At 63.0% G+C, this 18404-nt stretch carries 15 protein-coding genes; 9 read left to right on the forward strand and 6 right to left on the reverse strand.

Annotation, left to right across the window (positions count from 1 at the left end; translation table 11 throughout):
• Window positions 1–5: 5 nt before the first annotated feature.
• Window positions 6–437, reverse strand: coding sequence for a TerB family tellurite resistance protein (locus NKJ12_RS26045; protein WP_352646871.1), 432 nt, complete (start codon window positions 435–437; stop codon window positions 6–8).
• Window positions 438–626: 189 nt separating this feature from the next.
• Between NKJ12_RS26045 and NKJ12_RS26050 the strand changes: the two genes are divergently transcribed.
• The 3 genes from NKJ12_RS26050 to NKJ12_RS26060 all read left to right on the forward strand — a co-directional run bounded on the left by NKJ12_RS26050 (window position 627) and on the right by NKJ12_RS26060 (window position 2231).
• Entirely contained in the window at window positions 627–797 is a 171-nt protein-coding gene (locus NKJ12_RS26050; RefSeq protein ID WP_254818195.1) for a hypothetical protein, read from the forward strand.
• Between the two features lie 110 nt (window positions 798–907).
• Window positions 908–1735, forward strand: a complete 828-nt coding sequence (locus NKJ12_RS26055) for a helix-turn-helix domain-containing protein (RefSeq protein WP_352705997.1) — start codon at window positions 908–910, stop codon at window positions 1733–1735.
• A 73-nt stretch (window positions 1736–1808) separates the two neighbouring features.
• Complete coding sequence (locus NKJ12_RS26060; protein WP_352705999.1) at window positions 1809–2231, forward strand: VOC family protein; 423 nt, start codon at window positions 1809–1811, stop codon at window positions 2229–2231.
• Here the strand turns inward: NKJ12_RS26060 and NKJ12_RS26065 are convergent.
• Together NKJ12_RS26065 and NKJ12_RS26070 are read right to left on the reverse strand one after the other, a co-directional pair.
• The gene (locus NKJ12_RS26065; protein WP_352706002.1) at window positions 2228–3697 is read right to left on the reverse strand and encodes a cobyric acid synthase; all 1470 of its coding nucleotides are present in this window, start codon (window positions 3695–3697) and stop codon (window positions 2228–2230) included. The genes NKJ12_RS26060 and NKJ12_RS26065 overlap by 4 nt on opposite strands.
• Before the next feature lies 1 nt (window position 3698).
• Complete coding sequence (locus NKJ12_RS26070; RefSeq protein ID WP_352706004.1) at window positions 3699–4313, reverse strand: dimethylsulfonioproprionate lyase family protein; 615 nt, start codon at window positions 4311–4313, stop codon at window positions 3699–3701.
• 138 nt (window positions 4314–4451) lie between these two features.
• On the opposite strand from NKJ12_RS26070, the gene NKJ12_RS26075 reads away from it, so the two are divergent.
• The 3 genes from NKJ12_RS26075 to mmsB all read left to right on the forward strand — a co-directional run bounded on the left by NKJ12_RS26075 (window position 4452) and on the right by mmsB (window position 6967).
• Complete coding sequence (locus NKJ12_RS26075) at window positions 4452–5618, forward strand: isobutyryl-CoA dehydrogenase (protein WP_352706006.1); 1167 nt, start codon at window positions 4452–4454, stop codon at window positions 5616–5618.
• 88 nt (window positions 5619–5706) lie between these two features.
• Entirely contained in the window at window positions 5707–6024 is a 318-nt protein-coding gene (locus NKJ12_RS26080; RefSeq protein ID WP_352706008.1) for a four helix bundle protein, read from the forward strand.
• A 58-nt stretch (window positions 6025–6082) separates the two neighbouring features.
• The gene (mmsB, locus tag NKJ12_RS26085; protein ID WP_352706010.1) at window positions 6083–6967 is read left to right on the forward strand and encodes a 3-hydroxyisobutyrate dehydrogenase; all 885 of its coding nucleotides are present in this window, start codon (window positions 6083–6085) and stop codon (window positions 6965–6967) included.
• Between the two features lie 318 nt (window positions 6968–7285).
• Here mmsB and NKJ12_RS26090 read toward each other — a convergent pair whose 3' ends face one another.
• From NKJ12_RS26090 to NKJ12_RS26100, 3 genes are all read right to left on the reverse strand, one after another.
• Window positions 7286–8665: an aspartate aminotransferase family protein gene (locus tag NKJ12_RS26090; protein WP_352706012.1), complete on the reverse strand. Its 1380-nt coding sequence runs from the start codon at window positions 8663–8665 to the stop codon at window positions 7286–7288.
• 254 nt (window positions 8666–8919) lie between these two features.
• On the reverse strand, window positions 8920–10989 hold the full coding sequence (locus NKJ12_RS26095; RefSeq protein WP_352706015.1) for a prolyl oligopeptidase family serine peptidase: 2070 nt from the start codon (window positions 10987–10989) through the stop codon (window positions 8920–8922).
• A gap of 95 nt (window positions 10990–11084) precedes the next feature.
• Window positions 11085–12245: an MFS transporter gene (locus tag NKJ12_RS26100; RefSeq protein ID WP_352706017.1), complete on the reverse strand. Its 1161-nt coding sequence runs from the start codon at window positions 12243–12245 to the stop codon at window positions 11085–11087.
• Window positions 12246–12455: 210 nt separating this feature from the next.
• On the opposite strand from NKJ12_RS26100, the gene NKJ12_RS26105 reads away from it, so the two are divergent.
• The 3 genes from NKJ12_RS26105 (at window position 12456) to NKJ12_RS26115 (ending at window position 18401) form a co-directional block, all read left to right on the forward strand.
• Window positions 12456–14033 (forward strand): trimethylamine methyltransferase family protein, encoded by a 1578-nt coding sequence (locus NKJ12_RS26105; RefSeq protein ID WP_352706019.1) that lies wholly within the window; start codon window positions 12456–12458, stop codon window positions 14031–14033.
• Between the two features lie 116 nt (window positions 14034–14149).
• On the forward strand, window positions 14150–16735 hold the full coding sequence (locus NKJ12_RS26110; RefSeq protein WP_352706021.1) for a GcvT family protein: 2586 nt from the start codon (window positions 14150–14152) through the stop codon (window positions 16733–16735).
• Window positions 16736–16823: 88 nt separating this feature from the next.
• Window positions 16824–18401: an ArnT family glycosyltransferase gene (locus NKJ12_RS26115; protein ID WP_352706023.1), complete on the forward strand. Its 1578-nt coding sequence runs from the start codon at window positions 16824–16826 to the stop codon at window positions 18399–18401.
• Window positions 18402–18404: the final 3 nt, after the last annotated feature.

An 18404-nucleotide genomic window follows, 5' to 3' on the forward strand; every position in this document is an offset into this window, starting at 1 on the left:
AACCGTTAGCCTTGCGGCTTGACCACATCGGCAGGGCTGATGTCGAGCAGGTCGAGCGTGCGGCGCAGCAGCTGCATCTCACTCCCGGCAAGTTGCGAATCGGCCTTGGCGATTTCCGCCATGTGGCGGGCGAGCAGCTTGCGCCGCTCGACATCGAGGTCGCGGAATTGCGCGATGGCCTGGGAGCCGTTGGTCTCGTAGCCGAATTCGTTGAGATATTCGATGACGCTGTCGACGCTGGTTTCGGGAATGCCGAAGGCGTCCCGGCAGATACGCCTGAAGGCGGTCATTTCGCTTTCGCTGACCGACCCATCGGCCAGTATCATGCGGAACAGCATCAGTAGCTCCGCCGACAGCACCGGATCGTCCGCCACCTTGCGCACCCCGGGGTCGCCGTCGAAAATCGAGCGTATCTGGTCCAGCAATCCCATCGCCATCAGCCCCTTCCGATTCGTTCGGAAGGTAGCGCGGAATCGGCCTGGCGCAAACGGGGATGCGCGTGCTGGAGCCGCATGTTTTCTCGCCGGAAAGCTGCCGGCCAATCCGGCAAGCCGCTGCGCTCATTGGTGTGTGACCGTGCGACTGATACCATGCCGCTGTACGAATCATGTTGAGGAGGGACGGACATGAATCTCAGTGCACCTACCCAGCTTATTTTTATCATATCCCTTGTCATCGCCATCATCGGCGTTCTCGCCGCGCTTGGCGTTCTTGCGTTTATCCCTTTGGCTTCCGTGTGGATTGTCGTCATCGCCTACATCGTGCTGGCCGCCGGCTGTCTGATGCGCGGCGCTTAAACACGTCCAGACAATTCGGAATCTCAGGCAACTCGGAGCGCCCGGCCAAAACCCGGGCGCTTTTGATTCTGCAGGATGGTCTGTTAGAATTCCTGGACCAGGGAAAGCGCATGCCCACCAGCGAAGACGGCAGCCGCCACGACAGCCCGGAGCTCGATCGGTTCGAGATGGTGCGGCGCGCGCCGAGCCATCGACTTCAGGGCGCCGTCACTGACATGTGCGGCTTTCGCGAAACCATGCCAGGCCATTTCCGCGCGATCGAATATGCCTCGCTGACCGTGCCGCTGGTCATCAGCTTTGCCGAACCATTTGCCATCGGGCTCGGCCAGGACCCAGGCGACAATGACCGCTTCGCCAGTTTTGCCGCCGGCCTTTATGCCGGGCCGGTGGTGATCGAATCCTTCGGCGGCGCCTGCTGTGTGCAGATCAATTTCACTCCGCTCGGCGCTCGTCGCTTCTTCGGCCGCCCGATGAGCGAACTGACCGACCGCATGGTCGGCCTGGATGACGTGCTCGGCGTCGAAGGCATCGCGCTTCGCGAAAGGCTTGGCAATGCGCCGGATTGGAGCTCGCGCTTTGCCATCGCCGAGGCCTTCGTCGGCGATCGGTTGGCAACCGCAGACCGCACTCAGGCCGAAATGGTCTGGGCCTATGAGACGATCGTCTCGACGCGTGGGCGGACCCGCATCTCGACGCTGGCCGAAAAGCTTGGCTGGAGCCGCAAGCATCTTACCGGAAAATTTTCGGACGCAGTCGGCACCGGCCCAAAAACGCTGTCGCGCATCGTCCGTTTCAACCATGCGCTTGGCCTGTCGAGACAGGCCAACAGTGATTGGGCCGACATCGCCGCCGACTGCGGCTATGCCGACCAGGCGCATCTGGTGCGCGAGTTCCGCGACCTCGCAGGCGTCACGCCGACCACTGTCGCCGCGAGGTAACATTTCTTCAAGACGCGCAACCAGCCTTCGCCCAGACTGGGTTGATCGACCAACCCGCTGAAGGAGATCAGTCATGCCGAACACCACCGAACCACCGCGGCTTTATCCGGCGCTGCGCTACAGGAATGCCGGCAGGATGATCGATTGGCTGTGCGAGGCCTTCGGCTTTAGCGTTCGCGCCCGCTATGGCGAAGGCGACGTGGTGCACCATGCCGAACTCGCTTTCGGCTCCTCGATCATCATGCTCGGCACGGCGCGCGACGATGCCTATGGCAAGATGGTCGGCGCGCCCGGTTCGGGCGGCGGCAAGTCGATCTACGTTGCGGTCGCTGACGCAGATGCGGCATACGCGCGGGCAAAGACCGCCGGCGCCGAGATTCTGGAAGAACTCACCGACCGCGACTATGGCAGCCGCGAATTCATCTGCCGCGATCCGGAAGGCAATGTCTGGTCGTTCGGCACCTACTGGCCAAAGGCTGACGAAGCTGCCAGCTAACGCGCCAGCCCAAAGATGGCGTCGCAGTCGAGGTGGGTTTCCAGCTCGGCGGCGATCTCGTCCAGTGCCCGTTCGACCTCGGCGCGGTAGTCGATGCCGCCGCCCTTGACGCCGAGGCTTTCGAGGAATTTCGCCCGGAAGGCATCGGCGGAAAACAGCCCGTGCATATAGGTGCCCAGCACCTTGCCGTCGGCCGAGATAGCGCCGTCATCGATGCCGTTGATAACGGCGGACGGCCGCAGCGTGTCCGGACCGGTGGTGCGACCGAGATGGATTTCGTAGCCCTCGAGCGGCAGATCGAACGGCACCGAGCGCGCGCTGACATTGCGCACCGTCTTTTCCGGCTCCATCACCGTTTCGACGTCGAGCAGCCCGAGGCCTTGCGTCTCGGTAACGCTGCCCTCGATACCATCGGGATCGCGCACGACATGGCCGAGCATCTGGAAGCCGCCGCAGATGCCCACGATATGGCCACCGCGTTTCCTGTGCGCGGCAAGGTCGCGGTCCCAGCCGTTCTCGCGGAATTTCAGGAGATCGCCGATCGTCGACTTCGAGCCGGGAATGACCACCAGCCCTGCATCCTGCGGCAGGCGCTGGCCAGGCGGCACGAACACCACCTCGACCTGCGGTTCGGCCTTGAGCGGGTCGAGGTCGTCGAAATTGGCGATGCGCGAGAGTACCGGCACGACGATCTTCAGCGCGCGCTTCTCACCGGACGCCAGCCGTTCGAGCACGACGGAGTCTTCCGACGGCAGCCGCGCCGCCGCTTTCAGCCACGGCACCACGCCAAAGCAGCGCCAGCCGGTGAATTTTTCGATCGCCTCGATGCCATCGTCGAACAGCGAGACATCGCCGCGGAACTTGTTGATGAGATAGCCGACGATCATGCGCCGGTCCTCGTCCGGCAGGATCAGGTGGGTGCCGGCGACCGAGGCGATGACGCCGCCGCGATCGATATCACCGACCAGGATCACCGGCACGCCGGCGCGCGTCGCAAAGCCCATATTGGCAATGTCGCGGCTCCTGAGGTTGATCTCGGCCGGCGATCCCGCGCCCTCGACAATGACCAGGTCCGCGCCCTCGCCGACCGTCGCCCAGGAGTCCAGCACCGCATCCATCAGTCGGCCCTTCAGCGCCTGATAGTCGCGCGCCCGCGCCTCGCCGAACACCTTGCCCTGCACTACGACTTGAGCGCCGACATCGGTCTGCGGCTTGAGGAGCACCGGGTTCATGTGGATGGTCGGCGGCACGCCGCAGGCGATCGCCTGCAGCCATTGGGCGCGGCCGATCTCACCGCCGCCTGAAACGCCTGGAATATCGGCGACAGCGGCGTTGTTCGACATGTTCTGCGGCTTGAACGGCCGCACTTTCAGCCCACGGTTCCTGGCCGCGCGGCACAGACCGGCAACGAGCACCGTCTTGCCGACATCCGAACCCGTGCCCTGCAGCATGATCGCCTTGGCCATATCAGTCCCTGCCCTGCGCAACGGTTACGGTGATCGTCGACTTGGCTGCCAGTGGCCCGCCGCGCCAGAGATAGAGCGCCAGCAGCGGCTCCTTGCCGGTGCGCATGGCGTGGCTGACGCCAGGGGCATGGTGGATCACCTCGCCCGGCGCTCGAAGGCGAAAACCGCCATCGCCCATGCGCCATTCGGTGCCGCCGGTCAGCGGGATGTAGATCTCCTCCGCGACATGGTGGTGATCGGGGTAGACGATGTCGGGTCCAAGGATCAGCAGGCCGGCCGCGACCTCTTCATTGACGAAATAGCCGCGCGTACCGAACACCTCCAGCCAGCCGTAATTGTCGATGAAAACCTTGCCGAAATCCGCTTCCCCATAGGTCTGGCCCCAGCGCAGATCGCCGCGACGCGCCGCAACCAGCCGCGCCAGCGGCTTGGCCGCAACGGGAGCGAGTTCGACGATACGGTCGAGCTGGACGAGACAAGGCAGTGCATGCGGTTCGAGCGGCCGGCTTGGCATGTCCCAGCCGATCCGGGCCACGGCGTCGCGCACCAGAGCATCGTCGAACGTCTGGAGATAGGCATGGAAGCATCCAAGCAGTTCGTCGAATTTTGTCGTCACACTTTGCTCCAAAGCGCATTCGCGCACAGCGGCTGCGCAGACGGGTCGGGTTGCGCGGCGGCATCATTGGTCTAGATTGAACGGCGCGCAAAGCCAAAAACGACAGGCCAGCAGGCCGGAAACGTCAGGGAGCACGCCATGGACGCCGCTGTCGATGCTGGCACCAGCCAGTTCGAACTCAACGAGGACCAGCGCGCCATCCAGGAGATGGCCGAGGCCTTCGCCGCCGACCGTGTGGCGCCGAACGCACTCGACTGGGATCGCAACAAGTATTTCCCCGCCGACGTGATCCGCGAGACGGGCCCGCTCGGCCTTGGAGGCATATATGTCCGCGAGGATGTCGGCGGCTCGGGGCTCGGCCGGCTCGACGCCGTGCTGATCTTCGAGGCGCTTTCGCGGGCCGATCCGGCGTTTTCCGCCTTCATCTCTATCCACAATATGGCGGTATCGATGATCGACCGCTTCGGCAGCGACGAACAGCGCCGGCGCTTCCTGCCGAAGCTGACCTCAATGGAATGGCTGGCAAGCTATTGCCTGACCGAGCCCGGCTCGGGCTCGGATGCGGCGGCGCTGAAGACGCGCGCGACAAAGAGCGGCGGCGACTATGTGCTGAACGGCGCCAAGCAGTTTATCTCCGGTGCCGGCGACAGCGACCTCTATGTCGTCATGGCGCGCACCGGCGCCGACGGGCCGAAAGGCATTTCCACCTTCGTCGTGCCGAACGATGCGCCGGGCCTTTCTTTCGGCGCCAACGAGCACAAGATGGGCTGGCACATGCAGTCGACGCGCCAGGTCGTCTTCGAGGACTGCAAGGTGCCGGCGGAAAACCTTCTGTCGGCAGAAGGCGCCGGCTTCGGCATCGCCATGGCCGGGCTCGACGGCGGCCGGTTGAACATCGCCGCCTGCTCGCTCGGCGGCGGGCAATCGGCACTCGACAAGGCGCTCGCTTACACGGCCGAGCGCAAGGCTTTCGGCTCGAAGATCAACCAGTTCCAGGCGCTGCAGTTCAAGCTTGCGGACATGGAAACCGAATTGCAGGCAGCGCGCATTTTCCTCTACACCGCCGCCTCGAAGCTCGACCGCAACGCGCCGGATGCCTCGAAATGGTCGGCGATGACGAAGCGCTTCGTCACCGACACCGGCTTCAATGTCGCCAACGACGCCCTGCAGCTGCACGGCGGCTATGGTTATCTGCACGATTACGGCATCGAGAAGCTGGTGCGCGACCTGCGTGTCCACCAGATCCTCGAAGGCACCAACGAGATCATGCGCGTCATCATCGCTCGCGCCCTGATCGGGCGGTAAGGCAGTAGGCAGTAGGCAGTAGGCAGTAGGCAGAAAGATGACCGGCAAGATCAATTCGTACAAGGATCTTATCGTATGACAGCAAGCGATGGATCTGGCCGTCACCACCTACTCCCTGACCAAGGCATGGCCAAAAGAGGAATTGTATGGGTTGACCAGCCAGATCCGCCGCTCAGCAACCTCTATTCCTGCAAACATCGCGGAAGGTTACGGCCGAGACAACAGAGGCTCCTATCAGCAATTTCTTAGGATTGCCCAGGGATCGCTGAAGGAGTTCGAGACACACCTCCAGATCGCTGAACGCATTGGCCTTGCTACGCATGATCAAGCTTATCACGTGCTTTTAGCGACCGAGGGCATTGGGAAAATGCTTCGCCAGCTTATTAACAAACTTGCGCCCGAATAGGTCGCTTACTGCCTACCGCCTACTGCCTACTGCCTACCCACACCACGGGAGCGCCAATATGACCACCATCGCCTTCATCGGCCTCGGCAATATGGGCAACCCGATGGCCGCCAACCTGGTCAAGGCCGGGTATGCCGTGCACGGCTTCGACCTGGCGCCAGAGAACCTCGTCATCGCCAGGGAACACGGCGTCGTCATCATGGCCAACGCCGTTGCAGCGGTGAAAGACGCCGATGCAGTCATCACCATGCTGCCAGCCGGTAAGCATGTTCTGTCGGTTTACGCAGACATAGTGTCCAAGGCAAAAAAAGGCGCGCTGTTCATCGATTCCTCGACCATCGATGTCGAGTCGGCTCGAAAGGCCCATGCCATCGCCGCCAAGCACGGATTGCTGTCGATCGACGCTCCGGTCTCCGGCGGCACGGGCGGTGCGGCGGCCGGCACGCTGACCTTCATGGCCGGCGGTTCGAAGGATGCCTTCGCCAAGGCCGAACCAATCCTCAAGCCGATGGCCGGCCGCATCGTTCATTGCGGCGACGACGGCGCCGGACAGGCGGCGAAGATCTGCAACAACATGATTTTGGGCATTTCGATGATCGGTGTTGCCGAGGCCTTCGTGCTGGCGGAAAAGCTCGGCCTGTCGCACCAGGCGCTGTTCGACGTCGCCTCGACCTCGTCCGGCCAGTGCTGGTCGCTGACCACCTATTGCCCGGTGCCCGGCCCAGTGCCGACATCGCCCGCCAACAATGGCTATAAGCCTGGCTTCGCGGCGGCACTGATGCTGAAGGACCTGAAACTGTCGCAGGAGGCCGCACAGAGCATCGGTGCAGCAACGCCGCTCGGCGCCGAGGCAGCTCAGCTCTATGCGCTGTTCAACGCACAAGGGAATGCCGGTGCCGATTTTTCCGGCATCATTAATTTCCTCCGTGGTAACCCGGCGTAAGCTCCAAGTTCACAGGTTTTCGATCTGCCCAAAGCGGAAAGTCGGCAAATTTAGGTTTGCTTAAGCTCTTGCTAACCCTGCAGTAACGATATGCGTTTAAAACGGATTGCGAGGCGGACATCCGCCCGGCGCTCCGGATCAGGTCTCGCGTACCGGAGCCCGTAAGTTTCGCCTTTAGTTTCGCAAGTGTATTGTTGGCGAAGCGCCATGCGTATCTGGCAAAGCCGCGTTCCGATGGAGCGCGGTTTTTGCGTTTCGCATCCTTCAAGGACAATGAGACGATCGCCGGACGCCCGACATGGAACGCCCGGCGGTCGTTCACCGCTTGCGCAGATCTGCTTCGGCCAGATCGAGCGCCTTTGCGATACGATCGCAGGCCATGTCGATCGTCTCGCGCGTCCAGATCAGCGGCGGCGACAGGATCATCGTGTCGCCGGTGGCGCGTAGCATCATGCCCTGGGCAATTGCGTGGTCGCGAACGGTCACCGCCGCGTTGCCGGCCGGCAGGAAGCGTTCCTTGGTTGCCTTGTCCTTGACGATCTCGATCGCTCCCATCAGCCCGAACGAGCGCACCTCGCCGACCAGATCGTGCCCGCCGAGACGTTCCTGCAAAGCCCTGGCGAAGTAAGGCCCGGTGTCGTTCCTGACGCGCTCGACCAGCCCCTCGCGCTCGATGATCTCGAGGTTCTTCAGCGCCACCGCGCAGGCCACCGGGTGCCCGGCATAGGTGTAGCCGTGATAGAATTCGCCGCCCTTTTCGACCAGCGTCGCCGCGATGCGGTCGCCGACCAGCAGCGCCGACAGCGGCTGATAGCCAGAGGTCAGCGCCTTGGCCGTGGTGATGGTGTCGGGCTCGACACCGAAGGCTTGTGCCGCGAACCACTCGCCGGTGCGGCCGTAGCCGGTGATGACCTCGTCCAGCATCAGCAGGACGTCGTATTTGCGGCAGATGCGCTGCACTTCCGGCCAATAGCTCATCGGCGGGATCTTCACCCCGCCTGCCCCCATCACCGGTTCGCCGATGAAGGCGGCCACCTTGTCGGCGCCAGCTTCGAGGATCGCGTCCTCGACTGCTTTTGCCGCGCGCAGGCCGAAATCATGGTCGCTTTCGCCGGGCAGTGCGAGCTCATAGGCATAGGGCATCATTACATGGACAATGTTGGGCACAGCGCCGCCGAGCTGCTTGTGCATCAAATCCATGCCGCCGAGCGAAGCGCCGGCGATGGTCGAGCCGTGGTAGCCCATCTTGCGCGAGATGATGCGGTTCTTCTCCGGTTTGCCTTCCAGCACCCAATAGTGACGGACCAGGCGCAGCGCCGTGTCGTTGGCCTCCGAACCGGACGAGCCGTAGAACACCTGGTTGATATGACTTGGCGCGATCTCCGCCAGCTTTTTCGACAGCAGAACCGGCGTCGGCGTCGAGCATTTGAAGAAGGAGTTGTAGTAGGGCAATTCCTTCATCTGGGCGTAGGCGGCGTCGGCCAGCTCGTCGCGGCCATAGCCGACATTGACGCACCACAGCCCTGCCATGCCGTCGAGGATTTCCGTCCCTTCGGAATCGTAGATGAACGGCCCGTTGGCGCGAGTGATGATCCGCGAGCCGGTCTCGCGCATCTCTTTGTGGTCGGTGAACGGATGAAGGTGATGCGCGGCATCGATCTGCTGAAGCTGCTTCAGCGAATAATTCTGGTAGGTCATGTCTGATCTTTCCTCTTGAACCAATCCGGCAGCTTTTGCGCCGGGGCGGATTCGTCAGAGGACAGCGGGCGGCGAATAGCCGATACGGGCGCACAGCCGCAACAGCTCGGCGCGAAGCGTGCGCGGCGACGGCGTCACCGCGACCCCAAATACGCAACCCGATTTCGCCAGCCGAGCCATGCATGTACCTTAGGCTGCCTCGAGCCCTCAGTTCAAGCCGTGCCGGTCAAGCGACGCCGGTCAATTGGTGCCAGTCAATTGGTGCCAGTCAGGGCCCGCTGCAGGAAGACGTACTTCATTGCCGCCTGTGCGGCCTGCGGCCGCCGATCGCCGCGTCCGCCATGGCCGCCCTCGGTCTCCTCGAAGAACAGCGTCTTGCCGTGGCCGGCCGCCTGCAGCCGTGCCGCCATTTTGCGCGCATGCCCGGGATGGACGCGATCGTCGGCGGTCGAGGTCGTCAGCAACACCGGCGGATAGGCTGCGTCCGTGTCTACATGCTGGTAGGGCGAATAGGCGGCGAGCCAGGCTGCCTCTTCCGGCTTCGCCGGATCGCCATACTCGGCCATCCACGACGCGCCGGGCGGCAGTTCGGTGTAGCGCAGCATATCGAGCAGCGGCACGTCGATGATCACTGCGCCGAACAATTCCGGTTGCTGGGTCAGCGAGACGCCGGTCAGCAAGCCACCATTCGATCCGCCCTGGATGCCCAGCGTGGCGGGCGTAGCGATGCCGCGTTTGACCAGATCTTGCGCCACCGCGGCGAAGTCGTCGAAGGCATTCTGGCGATTGGCCTTGAGCGCGGCCTGATGCCAGTTCGGGCCGAACTCGCCGCCGCCGCGGATGTTGGCCTGCACATAGGCATAGCCCTTCTCCAGCCACAGCCTGCCGCGCACGCCGGCATAGCCGGGCAGCAGCGGCACTTCGAAGCCGCCATAGCCGTAAAGCAATGTCGGCACGGGTCCATGCAGGTCGCGCCTCCTGACGACGAAGTACGGGATCATCGTGCCATCCTTCGAGCGCGCTTCGAACTGGTCGGAGACCAGCGACGACGCATCGAAACGCGCCGGCTGCGACTTCACCGTTGCCAGGCCCGCGGCGTTGTCGTCCGACCAGATGATCGAGCTCGGCGTCAGGAAATCGGTGAAGGAGAAGGAGACGCTGGAACCGAAATGCTCGGCATGGCTGATGCCGACATTGCCGTTTTCGGGCAAAGCCACGGGCTTGAACTCCCAGCCGCTGTCGCTGCGCTTGCCGGCGACGACCTTGCCGCGCACATTGTCCATCAAATCGATGAACAGCCGGTCCTGCGTGCGGGCAATACCGGCGATCGAGACACGGTGCGCCGGCTCGAGCACGGTATCGAGGGATCCGAATAGCCCGGTTTCGATCCAGCGCTCGAAATCGAGTGAATACAGCCCGTCGGGCTTGCACAGCGTGCCGTCCGGCGCCATCCATGGGGTACGCACGCCGAAGACAAGCTGGCCCTTGAACAGCGCTGTATCGGTGACGTCGTCCGGCAGCGGGATGCGCCTGTTTTCGCCCGATGGCAGCCGCAGGAAACTGTGCGAGGCGAAGAAGTCGATGGTCCGGGCGAGGAAGACATGACGCTTGTCGCCGTCGAATTCGACGGACCCGCCGGCGGCAAGATCCTGCTTCAGCGCCTCGAAGATCGGCGTCGCCGCTTCCAGTGGCGTGCCGCGCCGCCAAAGCTTGACCACGCGCGGATAACCGGACTGGGTCGTGTCGTCCTCCTCGAAAGCGGCGGAAACGATAACCGTGTCCTCGTCCAGCCAGCTAAAGCTCGACTTCGAGGCAGGAGCGCGAAAGCCGCCATCGACGAACGATCTGCTTTCGATATCGAATTCGCGCATCTCGCTGGCATCGCCGCCATCCGGCGACAGGTTGAGCAGGCAGCGGCTGAAGTCGGGGTAGAGCCGACTGGCGCCGCTGAACACCCATTTCACCCCCTCTTGCGCCGCCAGATTATCGAAGTCGATGATTGTCTGCCATTCCGGCTTATCGGTCTTGTAGGAGGCGACCGTGGTGCGCCGCCAGAGGCCGAGTAGGTTCGTCCGGTCCTGCCAGAAATTATAGACATAGCCGTTGATAGCGGCTCCGACGGCGATGTTATCCTCGGCCGTCATCAGGTCGAGCGCCGTCTCGAACGACGTCTGATAGGACGGATCACCCTGCAGCTCCCCGACGGTGATCGCATTTTGGCGATGCACCCAGTCGAGCGCCTGCTTGCCCCTCCTGTCCTCCAGCCAGAGAAACGGGTCTTCGGCCGCCGAACCCGGCTGGCCCTTGGTATTCGATTTGGTCATGAGGTCTCCGGTTGAGTCGGGCGGCGGCATAGCCAAGATCGACATGGGGCCGCTTATATTCAAGTCGTTCGTCAGAAACGGCGGCTTTCTGGCATTCACGCCATCCGTCTTCGAATGACCGTTACAACTGCCAGCGCCAGGCAAATGGCACCGAGCGTCATTGGCAGGCCGCCGGCGCCAACAACATCCATGGCGCTGCCCGCCAGCGGCGGTACGGCGATGCCGCCGATGCCCCACATCAAAGAGAAGGCGGCATTGCCGGCGACCAGTGCCGAGCCGGTGAACCGCTCGCCGAGCTCGATGATCGACATCGTGTAGATACCGTACGAAACCGCACCCCAGACGAAGACGCACGGCCAGATCAGCGGCGTCTCGATGAGAACCGGCAGCAGCGCGCATCCCAGCACCGTCATCGAAACACAGATGAACCGCACCAGCCGCGCTGTCAGTCGTTCCGCCAACAAGCCGAGCGGCACCTGCATAGCGATATTGCCGGCGATCATCACTGACAGCAGCGCCGACATGCGCGCTTCCGCAATGCCATAATGTGTTCCGTAGACCGGCAGCAAGGCGAGCACCGCCTGTTCGAAACCGGCGGCCACAATCACCGCCGATAACAGCAGCCACGCCTGCGGCACGAACCCCAGCACCGAAACCCGGTGCCCGCTCTCGTCGACCTTGGGCAGCCGTGCCAGCACCGAGGCGAGGCAGGCGCCGCAAAACAGGAATGCGCCGATGCCGACCAGAAACGGCGGCCATCCCACGGTGCCGACCGCAAGCAGGCACAGCGGCCCCGCCGCAAAGCCCGCCGAAATGATGGTCGAATAGATGCCCATGACGCGGCCGCGGCGTGCCGGCGGGGCCAGTGCGATCACCCAGACTTCGCTCAGCACGTAGAGCGGGTTGGTGACGGCGCCGATCAAAAAACGCAGCGGAAACCACAGATAGACATTTTGGGTCCAGCCGATCAGCGCCAGCACCAGCGCGGAAAGTGCCGCGCACGTAAGCGCGGAGCGCCCTGCCCCGAAACGCCGCGCCAGCGCCGGAACCAGCGGCGACGAGACGATGAAGCCGATCGGCGTCATTGCCGCCGACAGGCCGATTATGGCCGGCGAGACGGCCTGGCGCTGCAGGATGAAGCTCAACAGCGGATAGCTCAGCCCTTGCGCGATGGCGAACACCGAGACGGTGGCGATCACGCCGGTGATCGCCGCCCATTGCGCTATTTCGCCGCTGCTTTGTTCCGCCCGGTCCATGATGCAGGATTAGCGTTTCGGTTCCGTCGCGGTAAGCACCGGCAACGAAAACCGCTTGCGCCAGCCGGAACGCGATCAAGAGGCTGGCGATCCCGCCGGCTGCCCCCAGGGCATGTCGCTTCCCTCGCCCTAGTGGTCGCCGCCTCCGCAATGGCCGGACGGCCGGCGGTCCATTATGCCGCCGCATTGCCGCAGCGTACGAGGACTATCATGACCGCCGCCCTTCAGCCCGCCGAACCGGCACTGGCAAACGACCGCGCCCGTCGCGGCGGCCGCGCGGGGAAGCGTGCCGGCGGCTCGACGGTGTTTGAGCAGCCGCCGTTTCGGCAGTTGAAGAACCCGCTGACGCCGACCCGGCTGGTTTCCGACGACGAGCTGGAATCAATTCACCTCGCCTCTCTGCGCGTGCTGCGGGAAATCGGCGTCGACGTGCTGCATGACGAAGCCCGGCGCATCATGAAGGCGCATGGCGCCGATGTCCGCGAGGGCAGTGAGCGGGTGCGCTTCGACAGCGACATGATCCTGGAACTGGTTGCCCATTGCCCGCCGGAATTCACCATCCACGCCCGCAACCCGGCGCACAATGTGCGCTTTGGTGGCGATAATCTGATCATCTCGATGATGGCGTCGGCACCCAATTGCTCAGACGTCGACCGCGGCCGTCGGCCAGGCAACCAGCAGGACTACCGCAACTTCCTCAAGCTTGCGCAGATGCACAACATATTGAACTGCACGGGCGGGTACCCGGTCGAGCCGATCGACATCCATCCGTCCGTGCGCCACCTCGAATGCATCCGTGACCTCGCCACGCTGACCGACAAGATGTTCCACATCTATTCGCTCGGTAAGGAGCGCAACGTCGACGGCATCGAGATCACCAGGATCGCGCGCGGCATCAGCCATGAGCAGTTGCTCGCAGAGCCGTCGGTATTCACCATCATCAACACCAATTCGCCGCTCAAGCTCGACGTGCCGATGATGGAAGGTATCATCCAGATGTCGAGCAAGGGCCAGGTGGTCATCGTGACGCCCTTCACCCTGTCCGGCGCCATGGCGCCGGTGACGATTGCCGGCGCGCTGGTGCAACAGAATGCCGAGGCGCTGTCCGGCATCGCCTTTGCGCAGATGGTGCGCAAGGGCGCGCCTGTCGGCTACGGCGGCTTCACCTCGAATGTCGATATGAAGTCCGGCGCGCCGGCCTTCGGCACGCCGGAATATATGAAGGCGCAGCTGGTCGGCGGGCAGCTCGCCCGCCGCTACAACATCCCCTACCGCACCTCCAACACCTGCGCCGCTAACACGGTCGACGCGCAAGCCGCCTATGAAAGCGTGTTCTCGCTGTGGGGCGCCATTCAGGGTGGCGGCAATCTGATGATGCATGCGGCCGGCTGGCTCGAAGGCGGCCTGCGCTGTTCCTACGAAAAGACCATCCTCGATATAGACCTGTTGCAGATGGTCGCCGAGTTCCTGACGCCGCTCGATCTTTCCGAGGAAGCGCTCGGTTTCGACGCCATCCAATCGGTCGGCCCCGGCGGCCATTTCTTCGGCACCCAGCACACGCAGGACCGCTACAAGACCGCGTTTTACGCGCCAATCATTTCCGACTGGCGCAATTTCGAGAGTTGGGTTGAGGCCGGATCGCCGACCGCACTCGAAAAGGCCAATCGCGTGTGGAAGGAACGGCTGGCGTCCTATGAAGAGCCTTATATGGACCCGGCAATCCGCGAGGAGCTCAACGCTTTCGTCGACAAGCGCCGGGCCGAAGGCGGCGCGCCGACCGATTTCTGATCATCTGATGAGTAGTCGACCCCTACTCCGTCTTGATGGCAGGCTGGCCGAAAACATCCGCTTTGTTTTCGCCCCCGCTCACTCGATTCAATCTCTCCAAAAACGGAACTATCTTCATGAAATCTCATGCAAAAGCGGTTGTCATCGGCGGCGGGGTCGTTGGCTGCTCGGTGCTCTATCATCTGGCCAAGGCTGGCTGGACCGACATCCTGCTGATCGAGCGTTCGGAGCTCACCTCCGGCTCGTCCTGGCATGCGGCGGGCGGCTTCCATACGCTGAATGGCGATCCCAACGTCGCCAAGCTGCAGGCCTATACGGTGCAGCTTTACAAGGAGATCGAGGAGATTTCCGGCCAATCTTGCTCGCTGCACCTGACCGGCGGCGTGATGATGGCCGACACGCCCGAGCGCATGGACTTCTTGCGGCTCGCCCACGCCAAGGGCCGCTATCTCGGCATGGATACCGAACTGATCACGCCGTCCGAAGCCAAGGCGATGTTCCCGCTGATGGACGAGACGAATTTCGTCGGCGCCATGTGGGATCCGGTCGAGGGCCATCTCGATCCTTCCGGCACCACCCACGCCTATGCCAAGGCCGCCAGGAAGCTGGGCGCCGAGATTGTGCTCCGCAACCGCGTCGTCGAACTGACGCAGGAGGTCGACGGCACCTGGAACGTCGTCACCGAGCAAGGCACGGTCAAAGCCGAGCATGTCGTCAACTGCGGCGGCCTGTGGGCGCGCGAGATCGGTCGCATGGTCGGCGTCGAACTGCCGGTGCTGGCCATGGAGCACATGTATCTCCTGACCGAGCCGATGCCGGAGGTCGAGGAATTCAACAAGTCGACCGGCCGCGAGATGATCGGCGTGCTCGATTTCAAGGGCGAGATCTATACCCGCCAGGAGCGCAACGGTATCCTGCTCGGCACCTATGAAAAGGCTTGCAAGCCGTGGTCGCCGGTCAACACGCCGTGGGATTTCGGCCACGAGCTGCTGCAGCCCGACATCGACCGCATCGCGCCGTCGCTCGAGATCGGCTTCAAGCATTTCCCCGGCATCGAGAAGGCCGGCATCAAGCAGATCATCAATGGTCCCTTCACCTTCGCGCTGGACGGCAACCCGCTGGTCGGCCCGGTGCAGGGCCTGACCAATTTCTGGTGCGCCTGCGCCGTCATGGCCGGCTTCAGCCAGGGTGGCGGCGTCGGTCTCGCACTGTCCAACTGGATGGTCCATGGCGATCCGGGCTTCGACGTCTGGGGCATGGACGTGGCCCGCTTCGGCGAATGGGCAACGCTGCGCTACACCAACGCAAAGGTGCGCGAAAACTATTCGCGCCGTTTCTCCATCCGCTTTCCCAACGAGGAATTGCCGGCGGCAAGACCAGCGCAGACGACCCCGCTTTACGACACGATGCTCGCCAATAACGCGGTCATGGGCGATAGCTGGGGGCTCGAAACCCCGCTCTGGTTCGCGCCGAAAGGCTCTGAGCCGAAGGACATCGTGTCCTTCCACCGTTCCAACGATTTTGGCCCGATCGGCGAGGAAGTGCGAGCCACCCGCGAGAGGGTCGGCGTCACCGAGATCGCCAACTTCGCCAAATACGAAGTCTCCGGACCAGGGGCCGAGGATTTCCTCAACCGGCTGATGACCAATCGCATGCCAAAGACCGGCCGCATCGTGCTGACGCCGATGCTGAACGAGTTCGGCCGGCTGATCGGCGACTTCACCATCGCCAAGGCGGGCGAAGAACGCTTCATGATCTGGGGTTCTTCGGCAGCGCAGAAATACCACATGCGCTGGTTCGAGAAGCATCTGCCCAAGGACGGCCCAAGGGCGTCAGAGGTGCGCATCCACCGCTTCGACCAGACGCTGGTCGGCCTCTCCATCGCCGGGCCGAAATCGCGTGACCTGCTGCAGAAACTGGTCGATGTCGACATCTCGACCAAGGCCTTCCGCTTCATGGATTTCCGCGAGATGGCGGTCGGCGGCGCGCCCTGCATGGTCAACCGCATCACCTACACCGGCGACCTCGGCTATGAGATCTGGATGGCGCCCGCCTACCAGCGCCTGGTCTACAAGGCGATCAAGGAGGCTGGCGAAGAGTTTGGCCTTATCGATTTCGGCATGCGGGCTTTGCTCTCGATGCGCCTTGAGAAGAACTTCCCGACCTGGTTCCGCGAGCTACGTCCAATCTACGGACCATTCGAAGGCTCGATGGACCGCTTCATCAAGCTGGAGAAGAACGATTTCATCGGCCGGGAGGCGGCAGCCAGGGAACAGGCGGCAGGGCCGAAGCTGCGCCGCGTTTCCTTCATCGTCGATGCCGCGGATGCCGACGTCATGGGCGACGAGCCGATCTGGGCCAAAGTCGGCGGCAAGGATTACGGCACGGTGGAAAAGCCGCATGGCTACGGTGCACCGCGCTTCGACGCGGGCGGCAAGGAAGTGCGCGGCTCGAACGCCGCCGAAGGCGCGTCTGCCGTGCGCGGCATTGTCGACGGCGACTGGCGCGTGGTCGGCTGGGTCACCTCCGGCGGCTATGCGCATTATGTCGAGAAGTCGATGGCGCAAGGCTATGTACCGGCAGCGCTTGCCGAGAACGAGAGCGCCGGCCTGTTCGAGATCGAAATCCTTGGCCACCGGCGTCCCGCACGCATCAATGTCGAACCGCCGTTCGATCCGAGCGGCGAAAAGATGAGGACGTAGGCGCAGCTAGCCGGTCGCATTGTGCGGAGCATGCTCTTCATGCTAGCGCAGCCGGCAACACTCTGCTGGCAAGGGCGATGAGATTTCATTGAAGTACAATCTGAGATGGGCCGAGTGGCTGGCCGAGGGACGGATCGGCCCGTTCCCGGCGGCGATCGTCATGGTCGCGGCTTACTTCGCCTTGCAGACCATCATACTGTCCCTGTTGAGCTCTTGGGCGGGAACCGGCGTCGGCATCGATGATGCGGAGCAGCTGGTCTATATACCGTATCTCTGGGCTGGATATGGCGGCTCGCAACCACCCCTCTACACCTGGATCAACTGGCTGGCCGCGCATGTTTTCGGCACAAGTATCTTCACGCTGAAGCTCGTCAAATACTCCGTGCTGTTCCTCGCCGCCTGCAGCGTGTTCGCCGCCATGCGGCGGTTCGGCTACACCAAAGCGACAGCGGCGGCGGCCATGTTCGGCCTGTTTACGATCCCGCAAATCGTCTGGGAATCGCAGCGCGCCTTGTCGCATTCCGTCGCCGTCGTCGCCTTCTGCTCGCTGCTCCTGCTCGCCATGGCCTATCTTATCGAGCGGCGAAGCACGGTCGCCTATGCGGCGTTTGGCTTGGCCACGGCGGCCGCAATTCTTGCCAAATATAATGATGTCTTCCTCGTAGTGGCCCTTGTTGCGGCAGTGCTGTCGCTGCGCGAATGGCGCAGCGTAATCCTCGATCCGAAGTTCGCCATCAGCGTAGCGGTCGCGATATTGGTGCTGGCGCCAACCACCTATTGGAGCCTCATGCATCCCGCCGATTTATTGTCGAGAGGCGAGAAGTTCGGAATAGACTCGCAACGAGGGCGCATGGCGGCGGCCTTTGTCGGTGCCGGCAAGTTTATCATGGGAACCTTCAATTTCGCGGTCTTGCCGGTGCTCGTTTCCGCGCTGGCTTTCGGGCTGGCCGGGTTTCGTTTCTCCGAGTGGCACCCGAAAGGTCCGGCTCGGGAAATTCTGTTGCGGCGTGCCTTGGCGCTCGGCCTGGCCATGCTTGCAATACTGGTACTGGCCACCGGCGTGACGGTGGTCAAGGACCGCTGGCTGCTACCTGTCCTGTTCATGTTGCCGCTGGCCATCGTCGCCACTATGGAACGGCTGGCACCGCACGGCAGGAATGCGCAGCTCCTGGTAATCGCGGCTGGAGCGATCATCGCCGTGCTCCTCGCGCCCGCCACCTGGTACGTCCAGATAAACGGGACCAGTGGTCTGTCGCGGATGATCCGCGTGGATTACCCCGCCCTCTATCGCCAACTGACTGCGGACGGACCGGTCAAAACCGCAATATCTGATGGTGCATGGGTCGGAAACCTGCGGCTGGTCGACGAAAAACTGGTCGCACTTGACCAGGAAGTGCCTAATTTCGAAATGCTGATGCAGGAGCCGGCCGTACTCGTCTGGCTTGACCGCGACGATCCGCGTCCGGTCATTTTGGAGCAGCTCAAAGCGGCCGGCTATGAGGCGGACGGCCAGCCGCGGCAAATGATGGTTTTGCTGTTGCGTGGCACCGACAAGTCCACCCGGTCCGGCGCCTATGTAAGATTGAAGAGAATGGCGGTGGGAGGAGCCACGGCGCCAAAAGAAAGCGTTAGCGGAGGAGCCGACGGTGGACAGGAACCCGACTGACCG

This window comes from Mesorhizobium sp. M0195, from assembly GCF_040322115.1.
Lineage (GTDB): Bacteria > Pseudomonadota > Alphaproteobacteria > Rhizobiales > Rhizobiaceae > Mesorhizobium.